This is a genomic window from Fibrobacter sp. UWEL (assembly GCF_900142535.1).
In the GTDB taxonomy this organism is placed as follows: domain Bacteria; phylum Fibrobacterota; class Fibrobacteria; order Fibrobacterales; family Fibrobacteraceae; genus Fibrobacter.
This window is the reverse complement of the sequence record NZ_FRBE01000012.1, coordinates 93,361-110,872: the sequence shown is the minus strand read 5'-3', so window position 1 is coordinate 110,872 and position 17,512 is coordinate 93,361. Positions and strand designations below refer to the sequence as shown.

Sequence of the window (17,512 nt, the reverse complement as noted above, 5' to 3'; positions counted from 1 at the left end):
TCAAGAACCCTACGGGTTCTCTGAGACGTTGCGTTGATGCTTTCCTTGCTGCTTGCCGGTTTAGATGTGTTGTTTTTCATTTTTCGATTCCTTTTTTCATGTTGAATTTAGCTTTTGTTTTTCACTTAAGGAATCAAATTTTTCTGTCTTAAATTTTTAAACCGCTATAACGTTCAGGAGTTGTACATTTTTCTACAGAATGTCCAATCTTGAACTGTAAGTTCACAATAAATTCAGAACCTTGTCCTTCTTCGGACACCACCTGAATATTGCCACCCATCATGACCACAATATTCTTGGTAATGGCCATGCCCAGGCCAGTCCCTTGAATACCGGAAACTGTCGAGGTTTCTTCTCGAGAGAAAGCATCAAAAATACGGTCCTTAAAATTAGGACTCATACCGATACCATTATCCTTCACGCGGAATTCATAGCAGACAGAGTCGGTTAAGTCGCAAGGCTTTTCCTCCACTCTCATGCGAACACAACCTCCATCCGGAGTGAACTTGATAGCATTGCTTAACAGATTCAGTAACACCTGGTTCAGGCGTAGCCTATCGGCCACGATATTCTCATGATTCACCTTCACATCAAAAAGCAAATCCTGATGTTTAAGGTTCGCATTGGTCTGCACAATGGTCTGAACATCCTTCAGCAATTCGGGAAGATTCGTATCCATTTCTTCCAGCTTGACATTTCCACTTTCAATACGACGCATATCCAATACGTCATTGATAAGAGAAAGCAAGTGTTCGCTAGAGGTATTAATCTTAGCCAGATAATCCCGCAAGCGTTCCTTATCATCAATATGATCTGCAGCCAGCGAAGTAAAGCCAATGATTGCATTCATGGGAGTGCGAATGTCATGGCTCATATTATTCAGGAAGAAAGTTTTGGCGTTATTGGCCTGTTCCGCAAGATCCAGCGCATTCTGTAATTCCTGCTCCACTTTTTTCTGATTGTTTATTTCCTGAGAAATATAAATCACATGAGTGGGAATTCCGTCCTTATCACGGCGAGCCGCGAGAATGGTAATTCGGCACCATCCAAAGACATTACCTTCATATTCAATGCTACAGGAATCCTTGTCCGCCAGGAAATTCTTCCAGCTAGAGATCGTATTAAAGTCACGCATTTCAGCTTTATATTTTTCACGGACCATGTTTTCGGCCATCAGGAACAAAGCCTTCTGAACATCATTCCTTAAAGGATCAATCGCATTTCCAATAAAGCCTGCCGTGTGGATCGTCTCAAAGGAATTATTATTCACGTCAATGAGAAATACGCTATGGTACAAGTCACTAATAGTCGCAATCACGTCCAACTGCATACTCAAGCGTTCATTTTGTGCAAATTCCTTCGCGGCACGTTTTTTAGCACGCCGAATCCAGCTAATTAGCAAAATGAAAATCGTACCAAATACGCCAGCAGAAATCCCGATGACCGCACCGATGTGATTGCTTAAATCATCAAGCAACGAGGGTTTGTAAAGTCTTTCCGCATATTGATAGGAAAGATTCAATGCATAATCATCCCCCATCAAGGCAATACCGCGATTCAGCAATTTCAACAAGGGTGCATTACCGATAGCAACACCCAGAAATTTGTCATTGGGGATATTCAAAAGTTTCTCAGAAAGATTTGAATACTGACGGTTCTTTAAAATGTGATTCGACCGAAGGTTTCCAATAATGGTAGCGGAAACGGTTCCCTCTTGAACAGCATTTAAACATTCTTCCACATTATCGCATAGTTTAACGGACGCATTGGGAAAATATTCTCTTACCAACAGTTCCATCATTCTACTGCGTTGATTTACGGCAATCGTTTGAAAGGCGGATTCATTAAAAGCACCTTTAAACACAAGAGTGGCTTCAGATCTAATCACAGCCGAAGATTCATAAATTCCATTCTTTTCAGCCCAGTATAGGTTACCACCTGTAGGGAATCCAACATCAACACCACCTCGAGCAATCGATGCTACCAGAGAATCGTAGGAGTCGTAAGCCGTATATTTCAGGACAAACTTTTTTACGCTCAGATATCTAGACATTTCCAGAAAAATGTCGCTGACGATACCCGTCGGCAGATCGCCTAGAACAGTCATGTTTTCTTTTGTGCTAGAAACCGAGGGCGCATTATCTTCATTCAAAAGGTCACTATAGGGAAGCATTCCTTTTAGATACCCGATTTTTAAGGTATCATGCCCAGCTAGCCATTCTTTTTCCATCGGCGATAGGTTTTTACTCACCGAACTAGGACGAACGTACTTATTGAAAAGTTTTGCGGTAATAATGGGATCGTCTTCAACCAACTGTCCTAAGGCGCGATGTAACTCCACCAACAAATCAGGACGTTTTTTCGTAACGCACAGATAGTAGAAGGAATTGCTCATCTTGAAGAACACTTCAAAATCAGACTTCACTTCCAAGCCACGAGTTTCCACAACAGCAACATCAATGGAATCCTGAGCAAGAGCCCGCTCACATAAAGTTCCATTCTTATAAACAATTACCTGAGATTGGATTTGATTCTCCGCAAGAAACTGTCGCAAGGATTGATCCATTCCGTCACCCAGAACACCAATACGCTTTCCCTGCATGGACATGGGATTTCCAAAGAGGCTTCTATCCCCCGCCCTCTTTATGAATTGATAAACCTCACGACCCATAGGGTGTTTGGAAAAACCCATGTACTGTTCTCGTTCCTTAGAGTGTGCGAGACCAGCCATCAAGTCCACATTACCCTTCAGGAATTGATCGTAAATTTCATCGAAGGATCCAAAGACGTATTCATAGCGCCAGCCCGTATACTGGGCTACACGCTGATAGTACTCGTAGGCATAACCATACAGAGGAGTCCCCTGACCGCCATCCTGGAAATTCTCACTATGGTAATAACCAACACGAACCGTTTTCGGTCCATTTTCTGCACACAGTGCATATCCCGCAAAAATAGTCCAAACAATAAGAAAAACGATTTTTTTCACCATACTACACTCAAGTTAATAATCCCATTTTAAAATCTATTCATTTTATTGATAAAAGCATGAACCATTTCCCCAAACGCCATCCAAATTAAACCACATTAGACATCCAGCTCATTTTGTATCATTCGCAGTCCTTTTTGTTTCATTCGCATACATTTTCTTACAAATAATCCATAAATACTCCATTTTTCGTAAAAAACACTGACTTCTGTATCATTGAATAGTCTATTTTTAGCAATATGAAGCCCGTTTTTGAATATCAAGACTATCGTGCCTGCATGCAGGATTACTACGAAGACCGAAAGAAAAAGTCTGCCTTTACCTGGCGTGACTTTTCCAAGGCTGCAGGCTTTGCCTCTCCCTCCTATCTGAAATTGGTATGCGACGGCAAAAGTTCCCTAAGTCGGGTGGGTATTCCCAAGGTGGCTGCGGCCATGGGCCTCACCGGAGCAGATTACGATTACTTCGTGAATCTTGTGGAATTCGGAAACGCCAAGGACGACAAAAAGAAAACACATTTCTTCAATGAAATGACCCGCATCGCGTCTGAACAACGCATCCGTGTATTGAATGCGGACACTTTCGCCTACTACGATTCTGCCGTGAATTCCATTGTACGCGAACTGGCCCCCTTGATGAAGGGAGCTCTCCCCAACGAAATTTCAAAGCAGATCAAGCATTCCTTTTCGGCCCAGCACGTACGAGAATCCCTGGCATTTTTGGTAAAGGCTGGACTTCTGCGGGAAGTAGGCGTTAACGCCTACGAACAGACCGACAAGGCTATTACGGGATCCGGAGAAGCAATCCCTCTAGCAATTCGTTCCATGAATCGTCAGATGATTGACCTGGCCAGGGAATCCCTGGACATCGTCGACTCCAATGAAAGGAATGTTTCAGGCGTCACCATGGGCGTAAACGCAGACACATTCAAGCAGATTTCAGACGAGCTAAACGCATGTCGCAAGAAAATCATAGCCATTGCGAACAAATGCGACAACATTGATCAGGTTTATCGATTAAATTTACAGCTGTTCCCGTTGACAGAAAAGGTTTAGGAGAGAAACATGACCAGTTCCGCCCTCACAAAAACAGCTGCAAGATTAATCAAGCCGGTTGCATACTTCATGTTAACCGCGTTGACCGCCTGCGGGTTCAATTTGGCGGGAACGGACGAGCAGGAAAACACGGTTGCGGCAAATCCCTCAACAGACGCAACGCCCACAACTGCACAATCCTCCAGTTCAGCCGAAAATTCAGATCCCGTCGCAGTCAATCCAAGTACAGGCAATTCAGGCATCATCCTCTCCTCGGCATCTGCAGCAAGTTTAAATGACAGGAACGGCACTAACCTGGATAGTTTAATTCTGATTATTTGCAATGATCAGACCTTCTACATCGTTCCTTCAGAGAATTCCACTATTCCTTCAGCGGGACAGCCCGATAATCCCAGCGAGCCAGCAGTTACACCACCAAGCTCCAGTTCTGCCTCCAAGGGCGACTTCGACTCCATGGCCGACACGAGTTATACCGTTATCGTAAATGGAGAAACAGGAGATATCTCATACAACTCCCAGAAAGAATTTGGAAGCGTAACCTGCAATCAAGGCGGATTAACATTCAGCTATTCCATCAAAACCCTTGAAGAAATTGTCATCAAATCATTCTTCGATTATGAAATGACGGATACGGAAAGCTTCAAGAACGACTGCGAAGCCGAAGGCGGAAGGTACGAGCTAATCAGTGAAGGGAATTTGCAATGCACCATTAACGTGCAAGGTCAAGCCCAATACAAAGACCCTGTCTGGGAAAAATACAGTCAGGCAGTAATCGGTCATTGCCGAAACTAACATAGGAGAACAAATCATGAAGTTCACAAAGAAGACCATCGCAAGCGGGATGGTCGCTATGGCTCTCGTTGCCTGTAGCGATAACGAAAGCACAAGCACCGCCCCGCAGGAAACCCCACAGGGACAACTGTCCCAGGAAAACCCGCAGGATAGCATTCCCACAGTTTCTGACACTGTCCAGGCCCCTCCGGACACCATTATACTCATTCGCGATTCTGTATACATGCCTACGCCCGAAGAGCTAGACTCCCTGCGAGAACAGTATTACGAATCACTTCTGAAGGAAGACTTCGTTAGCAACTTAATTGCTGTAGACTGCTTTAGCGAAGAAATGGGCCTGGGGCCCTGCCTTGGCCAGAGGGACACCTTGTCCACCGGAAAAGTACTCGTCAACAACTTCAACGGTTTCGACAGATTTATTGGCTGCGAACAAGGTGACTCCACCTTATTGTATTACAGCATCTCCATCTCATATAGCGATATCGAAACGAAAGACATGCGTATAAAGAAAAGGCTCATCGGAAATGACGAGCATGTGGAGGAAGCATTCCAGAAAGACTGCAATCAGGAAGGCGGAACCTACTCTTTGGACGAAGACGGCAGAGATATCTGCTCCATCACACCCGTAGATTCTACAGACGACAATCTCATCTACTACAACGACCCCTACTGGGCAAAGTACGGAAGAGCCGTATTGAACACCTGCAAGGACCTACCCGTAAGCATCAAACCAGAAGTAAGCGAGCCCGATACCAGCAATGCAAACGGCAGCCAAGACTCTACGAACTGGGTCAAGACTGGAGAATGCAAGGCGAATGCGCTCGCAAAGACAGTCGCCAACAGCGACGCATCCACCGAAAGAAATGCAACCATCACAAAAATTGGCGAAGGTTCCTACGAGATTATGATTCCTGATGCGTCGGACTACTGCGCCGTCAGTACTGGAGTCATACGTTACTTGGCCGGCGAAGATTTAACAATTCAATACGACCTAACCTGCGAAAGACACGAAGAGTACTACCACCCAACAGACACAACAGACATCGCAACAGTCCTTACCCTATATCAGTACGATGAAAGCTGTTCGACCGCAACACTCTCAAAATGCCGCTGTTATAGCGATCATTATTTCCAGGTGAACGAGGAACTTCTAAAGGGCGCCAAGTACGTACACTTCATGGATAAAAAATACACCATCGAAAATCCACTGGAACGTTAATCACCACAAAAACTTCATCTCTCCTTAAAGCAAAAGAACCCCGCACCACCCGGTGCGAGGTTCTTTGTTTTTATTATGGCTTTTAAAGTTATTGTCTTCGCAATTAGGTGTTGCTGAAGATCTGGAAGCCACCGTAGGATTCTTGTCCGTGTTCGGCCAGGTCAAGACCCTTCAGTTCTTCCTTTTCGCTCACACGGAGACCCATAGTCTTCTTGATGACGATGAAGATCAAGCATGCAGCCAGGAAGCAGGGGATTGCGTAAGCAACGACACCGAGAGCCTGAGTTGCAACATTGAAGCGGCCGGTGTAGTCAAAGATACCTACAGCGAGAGTACCCCAGATACCGTTTACCAGATGAACGGAGAGAGCACCAACCGGGTCATCCAAGCGAAGCTTTTCGAACATATACACAGCCAGGACTACGATCACACCACCGATTGCACCAATGATCCATGCGCTAAGCGGAGAGACGGTGTCAGCAGGAGCAGTGATTGCTACCAGGCCAGCCAAGCAGCCGTTGAGAGCCATGGTGGCATCGGGCTTCTTTGCAATGATCCAGGAAGTAGCGGTTGCAGTGATGATACCAGCGACAGCAGCGAGGTTAGTAGTAACGAGAATCAGAGAAGTATCGAAGGGGTTGCCAGAGAGAGCGGAACCGCCGTTGAATCCCCACCAGCCGAACCACAGGATGAACACACCGATGGTAGCGAGAGGTACGTTGTGAGCCGGAATTGCGTGAGCCTTACCGTTCACATACTTACCGATACGGGGTCCGAGAATCAGCACGCCAGCGAGAGCGCCCCAGCCACCAACGGAGTGAACCAGTTCAGAACCAGCCAGGTCGTGGAAGCCTTCTGCACCGAATCCAGCGAAGTTGGAGAGCCAGCCACCGCCCCAAACCCAGGAACCAACTACCGGGTAGACGAACGCTACGTAGAAGAAGGTGAACACCAGGAAGGAGGAAAGCTTGATACGTTCAGCAACAGCACCAGAGACGATGGTAGCAGCGGTTGCAGCGAACATTGCCTGGAACAGCCAGTCGGTGAACAGAGAGAAGTGTCCGTTGTAAGAGGCGGTGAAGTTTGCGGGGTTCAGCCAGTCGCCAATGCCGAAGCCAGCGAAGCCAAGCCAACCGTTAAATTCACCCGGGTACATCAGGCCGAAGCCCAACAGTGCGTACACGGAAATACCGATTGCGGGAACTGCGATATTCTTAAAGCAGATGTTGGATGCGCTCTTTGCACGGCAAAGACCAGATTCAACGCAAGCAAAGCCAAGGCCCATAATGAACACCAGCATTGCAGAAATCATGATCCAGATGTTTTCGGTCATGAAGATTGCGTCACCTACAGTGGGAGCGGCTTCTGCAGCAGCGGCAGGAGCAGCTTCGACAGCGGCTGCAACAGGAGCAGCGGCTTCGGTAACGGTTTCAACAACAGCAGCGGCGGCGCTAGAAACGGTGTCAGCTACGGCAGCGGCGGTATCGACGATAGTAGAAAGTGTATCAGCCATTTTTATACCTCCTTATTAACCAATAGCTTCCGGACCAGTTTCACCGGTGCGGATACGGATACATTGTTCAAGTTCGGTAACAAAGATCTTACCATCGCCAATATTTCCAGAACGAGCGCCCTTGATGATAGCGTCGATGCAGGGCTTGACGAATTCGTCGTTCACTGCAATACGGATGCAGATCTTCTTCAACAGGTTCACTTCGGTTTCCACACCACGATAGACCTGTGTGTGTCCCTTCTGCTGACCGCAGCCGAGGACGTTGGTGACAGACATCTTGAAAACTTCGGCTTCATAAAGCGACTGCTTTACGCTATTAAGCCTTTCGGGTTGAATGTAAGCTGTAATGAGCTTCATGGTTGTTGTCCTTGTTTAGGTTTATTTTTGTTTCCGCACCCTATATGCAAAGACCGTGCCAACATCCCGTGATAAACAAAAAACACCAGCGGCAAAATCCCGCTAGCCCTTATAAAATAAGGCTTCCAGAGCGATTAGATTGTTTCAGAACAAATAATTCTGCAGGGATAACAAACTAGTTTTACAATTACAATTTTTGAATTAGGCAAAATATTGCATTTACAAAAATTGTAATTCAGTCAAAAATTTCCTAACAAAAAGGGTCCTGACCACTGGTCAGAACCCTACTCGAGAAAATAACATATTTTTGTAATTTTCAGTTTTTGTAAAACTTTAAACTACGATTGTCGATTACTTCTTCTTGCCCTTTGCAGCGGGCTTTTTCTTGTCCTTCATTTCAACGCGGCGGCTACCGGAACGGAGACGATCCCAGGGCGCAAAAGTCATCATGGGGAACAGGATGACAAAATACCACAGGTTAAACACGAAGAAGAACAGGATTGCGCCCCAGACGTTAGCACCCTCAGCAGGCTTTGCAGCGCCTTCCACAACCTGAGCGGCAGGCATATCGAAAGCGATAGCCGTTACAACCAGCAGGGAGGAAACCAGCATGGGAATCACCATCTGCTTTGCTGCCTTTACCATGGCGCCGGCCTGAGGCATTCCTTCTCCCAAGAATTTACCCGCTAAAGCAGACAAGCCCATAGCGCCAGCAAATCCAAGTGCGGAAAGAGCAGCCCATACCAGATAGGAGGGTTCCAGAGAGGGCTGCAGAACAGCAACCAACGCACTGAGGAACAGCCATCCCAAAACAAAGGGGAACAGGCCACAAGCCACACCAAGTTTCACAAACAGAAGGCACACTACGGAAACGCCAGCCAGCACTCCAAAGAAAATCAGAGGCATGGTTTCGTTTCCATCCATCAAAATCAAGCTCCCCACAAAAAGAGCAATAGAAACAATGGAAGCAACCCCTGCACGGACCTTTCCAAAAACAAAACTCAGCACAACCGTAGCAATAGTTGCAACAACCAGGTACTGAGCAGAATTCCAGGCATTAGCCACGCTAAAGTCAGGAAGCCATTCAGCAAGAGCGCCAGATGCACCTACGGGAAGGGAAACCACATTCTGCCAGTTGGAGGCCATAATGGCGATTGTCGCCACCACCAAGCCCACAACGGACAAAAGTCTAATACGCATCAAAATTTCCAGAACTTTCTGGACCTTACCCGGTTTTTGTCTCAAATCCATAATTACCTCGAAATCAAAAGTTTCTGTTTCTTCGTGAAGGTCTTCTTGTCATTTCCGGAAGACACCTGGGAACGAACCACATAATGGTACAAGCCATTCGCCAGAAGTCGTCCATGATTGTCGCGGCCATCCCAATGGGTGACACCAGACACTGCGTTCTTGATAACCTTTACCAGCTTACCATTCTGGTTGTAGATGAAAATATCAATCTTTGCGTCTTTACCTACGGCCAGATCCTTGAAGTAGAAGGTCGTTCCCTTCTTGCCCATGGGATTAGGTACGTTATAGACATTCTGCAAGCCAGCAGTCAAGTCATCCGTAATATCCAGATAAACCATCTTGACGCTGCGATTGCCAAGCACATCCAAGGCGCGAACCTTGAAAATGTAGTTCCCTGCAGGATAAAGATTTTCAGCAAAATTCATGCGGATCTTAGCCATCTTGGAAGTCTGTTCCAAATAAGGCCAAGGATGGAACGGATCCTTCACACCGGCAATTTCAAAAGAAATACCTTCATCAGCCTGTTCTCTAAAGTCAAGAGCCGTAGAATCTTCTACCACCACCTGCAAGCAAGCTGGCGTCTGAAGTTTCACAATTTCACCATTGGTAAAACCAGCGTTCGCTCCAGCATAACACGGCTGTATGGTAATCGTCGGAGGTACAGTATCCTTCAAGGAATCCGCATAACTGGACACGCCTTCAATACGCATGTCACGATGCAGATACTTCGCCACATCGGACTTCTTATTGTCAAAGGCCCACATACGGATTTCGGTCAGTGAATCACCGAACGAAAGCTTCTTCGGGGTGATAAACTGTGTTTCAAAGCGTCCATTTTTCACAGCCACTTCTTCGGAGAAAATCAGGTTACCTTCATTAAAGATGGTAATGGAATCGTCATCCACCTGCAGGGAAACACGACGACTAAACCTGCCTTCCGTAATCATCAAATCCACATAGCCATCCTGAATGTTATCCACAGAACCGGAGAGAGTCACCTTATCCAAGGCACGAAGAGTATCCAGTTCGCGATCCAGATGGACAAGCCCCGTAAAGTTTGGCAGAGGAACCACAGGTTCGCCAAACAAGGTATAACGCTCCTCGTTATAACGGTCCGAATTGTAGGAAGTCTTGCCAGAACCAGCCTTCTTTCCGTAACGGAATGCGTCGCCTAATCTGGAACGACCTTCCACAAGGCCGCCTAGCATATAGGCTTCTGCAAATCTGCGGTTGGAGGATGCCCAGGTTTCACGAGTGGCGCCCACAGACGCAATTGCGCCCACATCCTTAGCAAGAACAAATGCTTCGGACAAGGACTTCTTGACACCAAAGTCAAATCGTCCCACGGTACAGGAGAAGGATCCCAAAATCGTGTTACGACCCTTGTTGTTCAGGCGAGTCACGTAACCCACCTTCATCAAGCCTTCGCTAGCCCAGTCCGTCATGGAACCATGTCCAAAGTAGGACGTAAACAAGGCGCCCTGATTAAGCACATTCATGAAGTCTTCTGCAGCATCCTTCTTCTGGGCGGCAGCGTCTTCTTCATAGTCAATCAAATAGACTTTCTTGAAATTCCAGCGAATACCATGCTTTAAGGAAGCGCTATCAATAACAGCATTCAAGGACTCCGTAGTAAGTGTATGCTTGGATTTATCAACACTTCCACTATTCTTGCCATCATCTGCAGAAATTAGAAGCACCGAGCGCCAGTTGGAGAAATCCATGGTGCCGGACATTTCGTAATCCTTAGCCTTGCGGTAGTAGTTGAGTACTTCCTCATTACTGGACACAGGCAATCGAGCAAGAGAAACATCCAGATCGTAGACGCCATACATCACCTGTTCACCCGAATCTAGAACGGCATAGAAGTCATCCACAGCCTTATCTTCAATTTCATAGGGCGGAATATAGATGGGACCCAACTTGGCATTCATGCCTCGATAGTCAAAATGACCCGAGCCAACGAGCAGGACATAATTCAAGTTAGGACAAACTTCACGAGCGTAGGCAATGTAGTTACGAATAGCACCGGGAGAGACACGACCCGCAGTATACTTGCGATAAATATCTTCCACGGTAACAATACCCGTAGGGATTACAGAGGAAGCCTTTCCACTAGAACGGAATTCCGCAATAGAATCTGCGCCTGCCAGGAATTCCGTAGGAGTGATAATCAAGTATTCGATATTACTGTTGGGACGACTTAAATTGGAAATGACGCCATCCCTCTTGGAAGGAATTCCAGAGACCTTCAGGCTGGTGCGGAACACGTCTTTCTTGACGGCAAGATAACGAACATCTTCAGCAGCATTCACGCTGTCCTTAGCCATCCCGCTGGATGCGTTCAGAAGACCTACCGGCTGTAAGTCCACAAATTTCATGACCTGGGTTCCAGCAGGAACGGGAACGTTAATCACGCCGGACACAGCGCCGGGCAAGAGCCATTCTGCAGAATCCACCACAGGAGTCCACTGGTAAGCAACGCTATAACCATCAAAACGCTGGAAACGTCTGGAAGGAAGCATGGTCAAAGCATACTGGTTCCCCTCAGCCTTCAAGGCGGCATTTTCCATACGGAAGTTTCCGCCAGGCATTAGAACCATATTCTCTTTCTTGAGAGAATCCATGGTGGCCTTAGTTCCATTCACGTCCATCACAAACCAGATTTCGTCCATACGTTCCGCATAGGTTTTGCCGGACAAGTTGGAGGTAATTTTCTGGCCAGCGTATGCCGTATTGTCCCACACAGAACGGTTCGGGAAATAGGAGACGGCCACATAATTCTTGCCTCCAGCAATAAGACCCGGTAAGGAAGACGTTTCCCTGGTATACAAGGTCGAGGAACTCACCTCCACCGTATCGGAGACTTCGCCCCAAGCCCAGAACCATTCCTTACCTGTAGAGGATTCCCAGTCCAGGTCCTTGCCGAAGTAAGTATCACGGAGGATAGCGTCCTTTTCCGCACGGACATAGCGCATCCAGTCCACATCCTTACCCGTTCCATTGACCGCGGGAAGAACTTCACTTAAACGCTTACCCTTTCCGCTCTCCTTCACGCCAAAGAGGAAGCTCTGGTAGGTGGAATAAGGAGAGTAGGAGTGGAAGTAGTCCATAGATCCATTCACGTAGGACGGATCCTCACGATCCGCACGTTTCCAGAATCCATTGCCATATCCAATAAAGACGATGGAGTCCCCTTCGTTGAAAGTACCATCAGGGCCATTTCCATTGGGAGAATGATCTCGAACCTCGATGGGAATTTCAAATATCTGATTAGGATTGCGACCTTCAGCACCGGGCCCAAAAGAAGAAATGGTATCCGGAGAGGCGCCATACAGGCATAGCTGATCCACAGGAATGCCGTCCAGATCATTCTGTCGACCCAGAGAAAGAAGCGAAGTACGAATGGTCTTGAAATCCACCGCATAGAGACCATCTTCGCTGGGAGATCCCGGTCGGTTCTTATCCCCCGTCACCAGAAGCTGAGCAAGGAACGAGACATCCGCTGTCTGGTCGGCGCTGGCCTTACGTATCGCCTTGCGGGCGGCATTCATGGACACGCCGAACTTTTCTGCGCCACTGGTATTGATGACAGAAGACAGGGCACGTTTTCCCGGATTCACCCCTTGGGAAGCCTTTTCAAACTGGACATTGACCCGATAATTCTTACGAAGGGCAACGGAGTTCCCGCTTTTCACATACAGCGGGACACGAATGTCGGCAACCCAAAGGCCATCCTTAAAGTACGGATCAGAAACACTGACAGACGTAAAACGAAGCGGGGCCCGTCCAAAGTCACCCTTCTCGCAGGACGAGGTATCCTGAAGGGAATTTCCCAAGGGCAAAAGAGATTCACCACTTAAGGAGACGGAGGGACGATTCTTGGACGGCAACGCCACCCGATAGGAACGGTAGGGCACGCCGTTATCATCATCAACGAAAGATCTTTCCGGATCATCACATTTGCTAACCTGGCTTCTGACGACTTCGTCATCCAGCACAAACTTGGATCTGGAATCTTCAACAATTCTGGATGCCATGGCAGGTACAGCCAACAGCATCCCAAGGCATATTTTTAATACGGGGAACTTCACGCTCCCAAAATAGCAATTTTAGTTTTTCGTTTTTACTTCCAGAACGGATAATCCGGACCCATTTGTCCGCAATTCGATGGATTCACCCTTCGGGGTGGTTGCCTTGAACAGGATGAAAAAATCCGGAGTGATTCCACGATTGAGAATAGCCTCCAGTTCATCCTGCTTCATCATGAATTTTCCATTCCAGGAGGGCATATACCAGTGCCAAGCCTGCCAGTTGAAAATACTGCGGGTAGACTGAACGAAAGCGCGAAGCATCAGGGAGTATTCATACTTGAAGTAATCCTCGAAGTCACGGAGCACCACACGCTTTTCCATCATGTTCTTTTTGGAAAAGCCAGGGTCCAGAACCAGCGGGTTCTCCCCTCTTTTCTCATAAGACAGTCGAATGATATTCTTGTTCACGTAAGCCTTCAGGTTAGGCTGGTCACGATGTACGAACTCATTATCATTCACTTGTCTGTAATCTCTCAAGACCACCAGCGGATCAAGAACTCCATTGATGGACAAGGCTTCAGGCTTGGCATCCAAGCTTTTCAGTTCATAAAAGACAATGGTTTCGCCGTTGCCCTTAGGCAGGAGAACAGCCATCAAAGGCTTGGCATTTCCGTCTTCTCGCTCGGTAAGTACCCAAACCATCTTGGGTTTGTTACTGGACTTCAAAAGAGGGTTCAGCACTTCCATAACAGAAGGATCCTTAACTCCATTGACGTCCCATTCCATCCAGGTGCCGGAACCGCCCACGGAATCTAGAACCGCAAAAAGGCGATCGCCCTCAAAGAGATTCTTCGATTCTACAGCCCCCATCACGATGGCGGATCCAGACGTTAGCTTGGCGCCCTTTCCCGATTTAAGGGGCGCAGCGGCGCACATCACAGCAGCAGCCAGCAGAACAAATAAAAACGAAATATATGAGTTTTTCATAATTCGCAATTCATAACTCATAATTGTTAAAAGCCTATGGGTTCGCAGAGGGATTCATCCAGACGACTGTAAGTCATGTGATATTCTTGATCCAACCAATAAAGAGCCAGCTTCTTGTTGCTCCAGTTCTTCTTGGATGCAGTAGCTTCGATGCCCTTGGTAATCAGGGGAACCGTTTCCACCAAGTCCAATTTCCAATCGGAATCATCCCAGGTAAACAGCATAATGGGAACTTCGGGGCTCTTGGCAAGGCCTACGCTTCCACGGTCATTCTTGATCTTTACAGGACCCAGATTCAAGCTGGTAAAGCGTTCAAACATGCCGCCCTTGGAAAGGAACAGCCAAAGCATCTTGTATTCGGAAACTTCCCACAGGTGTTCGCGCTCGTAAAGGCGATAAAGAAGGATGGAATATGCTTCATAGAACTGGCAAGTATCCAGATCTTCGGAGGTATAGCTCTTGGCATGAGCCTCCAGAGTATCCAGCCAGTATTCAGAAGAATCAGTCAGCATTTCCAGCAACTGTTCGGACGTGGCGCCATTAGAGACGGAACTCACAAAATTCTGGAACATGGATTCCAGCAGGGTCTGCTTATCCTGTTCACGAGCCTGAACCTTGGCATCCTTCTGATCTGCGGACTGGCCCAGGGTGGCGTCTAGGGCACTAGGCTTAGCTCCATCGGTATTGGAGCCGGCACAGCCAACAAAAATGGAGAGGGCACAGCCCATAATAACCGTAAGAATTTTATTTTTCAGTACATGCATCGCGATACCTACTTAAGAATGAGTTTAGATGAACTTCTGAGAGCCTGTACCCTGAAAGGTTACCAGGGCAGTGGTCCGGGCGGACAACACCGCAACAAGACCAATACAGGAGTTCTCCTGACACTTCGCGAATTTAATTTAGAAATCAAATCCTGCGAAGGAAGAAGCGCCCACGAAAACAAGGTCCATGCGTTGCACCGTATGCAGATGGCCTTGGCACTTCAAGTTAGATGCGAACCGGCTTCCCCGGAAATACCCTTCCCAGGAAGCAACGGACATATCCAGACCTCCAATGCACTATTTCCCCTCTTTGTAGCCCATGTGTTCGACATTATGGCAAGCAAGGGCGGAGACACCAAGATGGCGGCAGCGGCATTCAAGCTAACCCCCAGTGCACTAGTCAAGATTCTGCGACAGGATAAGGCCTGCGCCACAAAACTGCAGGGCAGTCGCCAGCAAAATGGTCAAAAGCCTTTAAAGTTGTAAAAATCATTTTACAACTATTTTTAGCAAAAACGGAAATTTTCGGACAATTACCTCGTGTTAGGAAATAGGACATCTTAACAATGGAGGTTATATGAGTCCTATGATCAAAACCCGCGGTTTATTTGGAACTGCGGCAACCCTTCTGTGCGCAGGCGCTCTCTGGAATTGTTCTTCCGACACCACTGGCGAGAACAGTTCCGCAGCCCTGAACGCAGCATCTTCCAATGTAGCCCTCAAGCTGGAATACAACGCCCCGCCCCTGCTGGACAGTCTTGTTCTGGACTGCGAGGGTGCGGATACGCTCCATCTGGTCCACAGTTCGAACGACGGAAACTTCAGTCTGGACTTGTTCCCCAGCGACCACTGGAACTTCAAGGCGAAGATTTACGCCAACGGAGCTCTCATGCAGGTGGGCGAACTGGAGACGAAGCTGGAGGCAGGCACAAACGTCAACTTGAACATCCAGATGCATCCCCTCGTGGGATTTGTATATGTGGAGATTCCCTTAGGTCTTGGCAATTCCGCGGGAATTCAGTCCGGCTTGATGACGCTTACCTCGGATGAGAACCGCTACGAGATTCCCATGGTCCTGGGCACCAGCAAGGGCTATTTCAAGAGCGAGATGTTGAAGTTGGGAGTCCATTATGACGTGACAATCGCCTTGATGGACGCCGATGGAAACGAAATCTACAGTCTGTCGGACAAGTTCCTGTTGAGCGAGGACAGTCCCAATCCGGATTTGTCCCTCCAGGCCCTGAGGGCTCAGATTTCTCTTGCCATCCAGGCCGCTGCAGAAAAGAACGTGAACCTCACTTTGCCGCTTCCCGCAGGCTACCGCCTCCCTCGGGCAGAAGAATTGCTGATTACGGAATACTTTTCCGCCCCGGATTCCAAGGATTCCAGCCAGTATGAATTCGTTGAAATTTTCAACGGCAGTCTGGACACTCTGATTCTGGACGACTGCACCTTGAACGTTACCAGCGGCAGTACCAGCAAGAGTTTCGTCCTGACCGTCAGCGAGATTCCTCCTGCAGAAGTCCTGGTGTTAGGTTCCGCCAACTCCGAGCGTACTCCCGCGGGGTACGTAAACACCGAGGGATGGCTTGACCTTGGGAACTCCAAGGGAGCGATTTCCTTAAAGTGCGGAAACGAAGTGATGGACGAACTGTATTACGCAACGGAACCCGACAGTATCCACACGAGTGCGGTACCCGCCCTCGGTTCCGGCAAGTACGGAAGTTCTGGCCAGCTGGACATCGACAAGTGGAAAACCCGCTACGATGCAACCGCCTGGTGCCTGGGCGCCCCCACCCCCGGCGAACTCTCCTTCTGTAACTAGACAAAAAGGGCCCGGTTTTCAACCGGGCCTTTTGCGAGCGCGAGGGTTCGTTCACTCGGCAAAGCCGAGGGATAAAGAAGCCCGAGCTTTTTTCCTGAGCGAAAGGCCCGGAATAACCGGGCCTTTTGCGAGCGCGAGGGTTCGTTCACTCGGCAAAGCCGAGGGATAAAGAAGCCCGAGCTATTTTTATCTATGCGTGGATCTGAGAGTTGGCTCTTTCCACGTCAAACAGGCGACGGAGCAGTTCCGTGCGAGCCGGTTCACGTTCTTCAGCCAAGGTCAACGGACCCATGTTGATAGCCACCAGGATTGCACCCGGATAATTATTGGCATTCTTGATGAATTCGCTTTCAGAAACACCTTCCGTGTAGAAATCCACCACGAAAGTGTCCCAATCTTCGTTTTCAAGCAAGTCCTGAGCTTCAGCTTCGGTCTTTACAGCCTTGATGGTTGCACCCACCAGAAGGTCGGTAAGAACTTCCAGGCAAGCGTCACGACGAGCATCGTCTTCTTCCCAAATCAGGATACAACGATCGCTATAGTCACGAACTTGAGTGGCGGAGCCTTCGGATTCCTCGTCGAAGAGAGCTTCGGCGGATTCATCCATTTCTTCATCATCAAAATCTTCAGTATTCTTTGCCATAGTAACCCAAATATAGTAAAACACCCCCTGAAAACTTGCCATTATTAACGGATTTTTCTAACTTTGCGCGCAAAAATACAACA

General features: G+C 47.9%; 13 protein-coding genes. 5 read left to right on the top strand and 8 right to left on the bottom strand.

Going from position 1 to position 17,512, the window contains the following annotated elements; all coding sequences use genetic code 11:
- Positions 1 to 148 precede the first annotated feature (148 nt).
- A complete protein-coding gene (locus tag BUB59_RS09270) occupies positions 149 to 2,992 on the bottom strand; it encodes an ATP-binding protein (RefSeq protein WP_073228992.1) in 2,844 nt (947 codons plus the stop codon).
- Between the two features lie 236 nt (positions 2,993 to 3,228).
- Between BUB59_RS09270 and BUB59_RS09265 the strand changes: the two genes are divergently transcribed.
- From BUB59_RS09265 to BUB59_RS09250, 3 genes are read left to right on the top strand one after another with little or no spacing between them, the layout of a single operon-like run.
- Positions 3,229 to 4,044 carry a TIGR02147 family protein gene (locus BUB59_RS09265; protein WP_073228989.1) on the top strand — a complete coding sequence of 272 codons (816 nt, stop codon included), beginning with the start codon at positions 3,229 to 3,231 and terminating at the stop codon, positions 4,042 to 4,044.
- Positions 4,045 to 4,053: 9 nt separating this feature from the next.
- The gene (locus tag BUB59_RS15200) at positions 4,054 to 4,836 is read left to right on the top strand and encodes a hypothetical protein (protein WP_143160313.1); all 783 of its coding nucleotides are present in this window, start codon (positions 4,054 to 4,056) and stop codon (positions 4,834 to 4,836) included.
- A gap of 16 nt (positions 4,837 to 4,852) precedes the next feature.
- On the top strand, positions 4,853 to 6,055 hold the full coding sequence (locus tag BUB59_RS09250; RefSeq protein WP_073228980.1) for a hypothetical protein: 1,203 nt from the start codon (positions 4,853 to 4,855) through the stop codon (positions 6,053 to 6,055).
- Between the two features lie 103 nt (positions 6,056 to 6,158).
- Here the strand turns inward: BUB59_RS09250 and BUB59_RS09245 are convergent, their stop codons facing one another.
- The 6 genes from BUB59_RS09245 to BUB59_RS09220 all read right to left on the bottom strand — a co-directional run bounded on the left by BUB59_RS09245 (position 6,159) and on the right by BUB59_RS09220 (position 14,961).
- The gene (locus BUB59_RS09245) at positions 6,159 to 7,568 is read right to left on the bottom strand and encodes an ammonium transporter (RefSeq protein WP_234980012.1); all 1,410 of its coding nucleotides are present in this window, start codon (positions 7,566 to 7,568) and stop codon (positions 6,159 to 6,161) included.
- Between the two features lie 15 nt (positions 7,569 to 7,583).
- Entirely contained in the window at positions 7,584 to 7,925 is a 342-nt protein-coding gene (locus BUB59_RS09240; protein WP_073228978.1) for a P-II family nitrogen regulator, read from the bottom strand.
- Between the two features lie 351 nt (positions 7,926 to 8,276).
- A complete protein-coding gene (locus tag BUB59_RS09235) occupies positions 8,277 to 9,176 on the bottom strand; it encodes a hypothetical protein (RefSeq protein WP_073228973.1) in 900 nt (299 codons plus the stop codon).
- A gap of 2 nt (positions 9,177 to 9,178) precedes the next feature.
- Complete coding sequence (locus BUB59_RS09230) at positions 9,179 to 13,270, bottom strand: C25 family cysteine peptidase (RefSeq protein WP_234980011.1); 4,092 nt, start codon at positions 13,268 to 13,270, stop codon at positions 9,179 to 9,181.
- An 18-nt stretch (positions 13,271 to 13,288) separates the two neighbouring features.
- Positions 13,289 to 14,197 carry a hypothetical protein gene (locus BUB59_RS09225; RefSeq protein ID WP_073228967.1) on the bottom strand — a complete coding sequence of 303 codons (909 nt, stop codon included), beginning with the start codon at positions 14,195 to 14,197 and terminating at the stop codon, positions 13,289 to 13,291.
- 26 nt (positions 14,198 to 14,223) lie between these two features.
- Positions 14,224 to 14,961 (bottom strand): hypothetical protein, encoded by a 738-nt coding sequence (locus tag BUB59_RS09220; protein WP_073228965.1) that lies wholly within the window; start codon positions 14,959 to 14,961, stop codon positions 14,224 to 14,226.
- On the opposite strand from BUB59_RS09220, the gene BUB59_RS09215 reads away from it, so the two are divergent.
- Positions 14,956 to 15,447, top strand: coding sequence for a peptide chain release factor family protein (locus BUB59_RS09215; protein ID WP_073228963.1), 492 nt, complete (start codon positions 14,956 to 14,958; stop codon positions 15,445 to 15,447). The genes BUB59_RS09220 and BUB59_RS09215 overlap by 6 nt on opposite strands.
- A gap of 91 nt (positions 15,448 to 15,538) precedes the next feature.
- Positions 15,539 to 16,786, top strand: coding sequence for a hypothetical protein (locus tag BUB59_RS09210; protein ID WP_073228961.1), 1,248 nt, complete (start codon positions 15,539 to 15,541; stop codon positions 16,784 to 16,786).
- 190 nt (positions 16,787 to 16,976) lie between these two features.
- Here the strand turns inward: BUB59_RS09210 and BUB59_RS09205 are convergent, their stop codons facing one another.
- A complete protein-coding gene (locus BUB59_RS09205) occupies positions 16,977 to 17,429 on the bottom strand; it encodes a hypothetical protein (RefSeq protein WP_143160312.1) in 453 nt (150 codons plus the stop codon).
- Positions 17,430 to 17,512 lie beyond the last annotated feature (83 nt).

What these genes read in the sequence shown, in the direction of transcription:
- BUB59_RS09205 (WP_143160312.1), bottom strand. Translation starts at nt 17,429, where the DNA reads ATGGCAAAGAATACTGAAGATTTTGATGATGAAGAAATGGATGAATCC.
- BUB59_RS09220 (WP_073228965.1), bottom strand. Translation starts at nt 14,961, where the DNA reads ATGCATGTACTGAAAAATAAAATTCTTACGGTTATTATGGGCTGTGCC.
- BUB59_RS09215 (WP_073228963.1), top strand. Translation starts at nt 14,956, where the DNA reads ATGCATCGCGATACCTACTTAAGAATGAGTTTAGATGAACTTCTGAGA.
- BUB59_RS09210 (WP_073228961.1), top strand. Translation starts at nt 15,539, where the DNA reads ATGAGTCCTATGATCAAAACCCGCGGTTTATTTGGAACTGCGGCAACC.
- BUB59_RS09265 (WP_073228989.1), top strand. Translation starts at nt 3,229, where the DNA reads ATGAAGCCCGTTTTTGAATATCAAGACTATCGTGCCTGCATGCAGGAT.
- BUB59_RS09270 (WP_073228992.1), bottom strand. Translation starts at nt 2,992, where the DNA reads ATGGTGAAAAAAATCGTTTTTCTTATTGTTTGGACTATTTTTGCGGGA.
- BUB59_RS09235 (WP_073228973.1), bottom strand. Translation starts at nt 9,176, where the DNA reads ATGGATTTGAGACAAAAACCGGGTAAGGTCCAGAAAGTTCTGGAAATT.
- BUB59_RS09225 (WP_073228967.1), bottom strand. Translation starts at nt 14,197, where the DNA reads ATGAAAAACTCATATATTTCGTTTTTATTTGTTCTGCTGGCTGCTGCT.
- BUB59_RS09240 (WP_073228978.1), bottom strand. Translation starts at nt 7,925, where the DNA reads ATGAAGCTCATTACAGCTTACATTCAACCCGAAAGGCTTAATAGCGTA.
- BUB59_RS09245 (WP_234980012.1), bottom strand. Translation starts at nt 7,568, where the DNA reads ATGGCTGATACACTTTCTACTATCGTCGATACCGCCGCTGCCGTAGCT.
- BUB59_RS15200 (WP_143160313.1), top strand. Translation starts at nt 4,054, where the DNA reads ATGACCAGTTCCGCCCTCACAAAAACAGCTGCAAGATTAATCAAGCCG.
- BUB59_RS09250 (WP_073228980.1), top strand. Translation starts at nt 4,853, where the DNA reads ATGAAGTTCACAAAGAAGACCATCGCAAGCGGGATGGTCGCTATGGCT.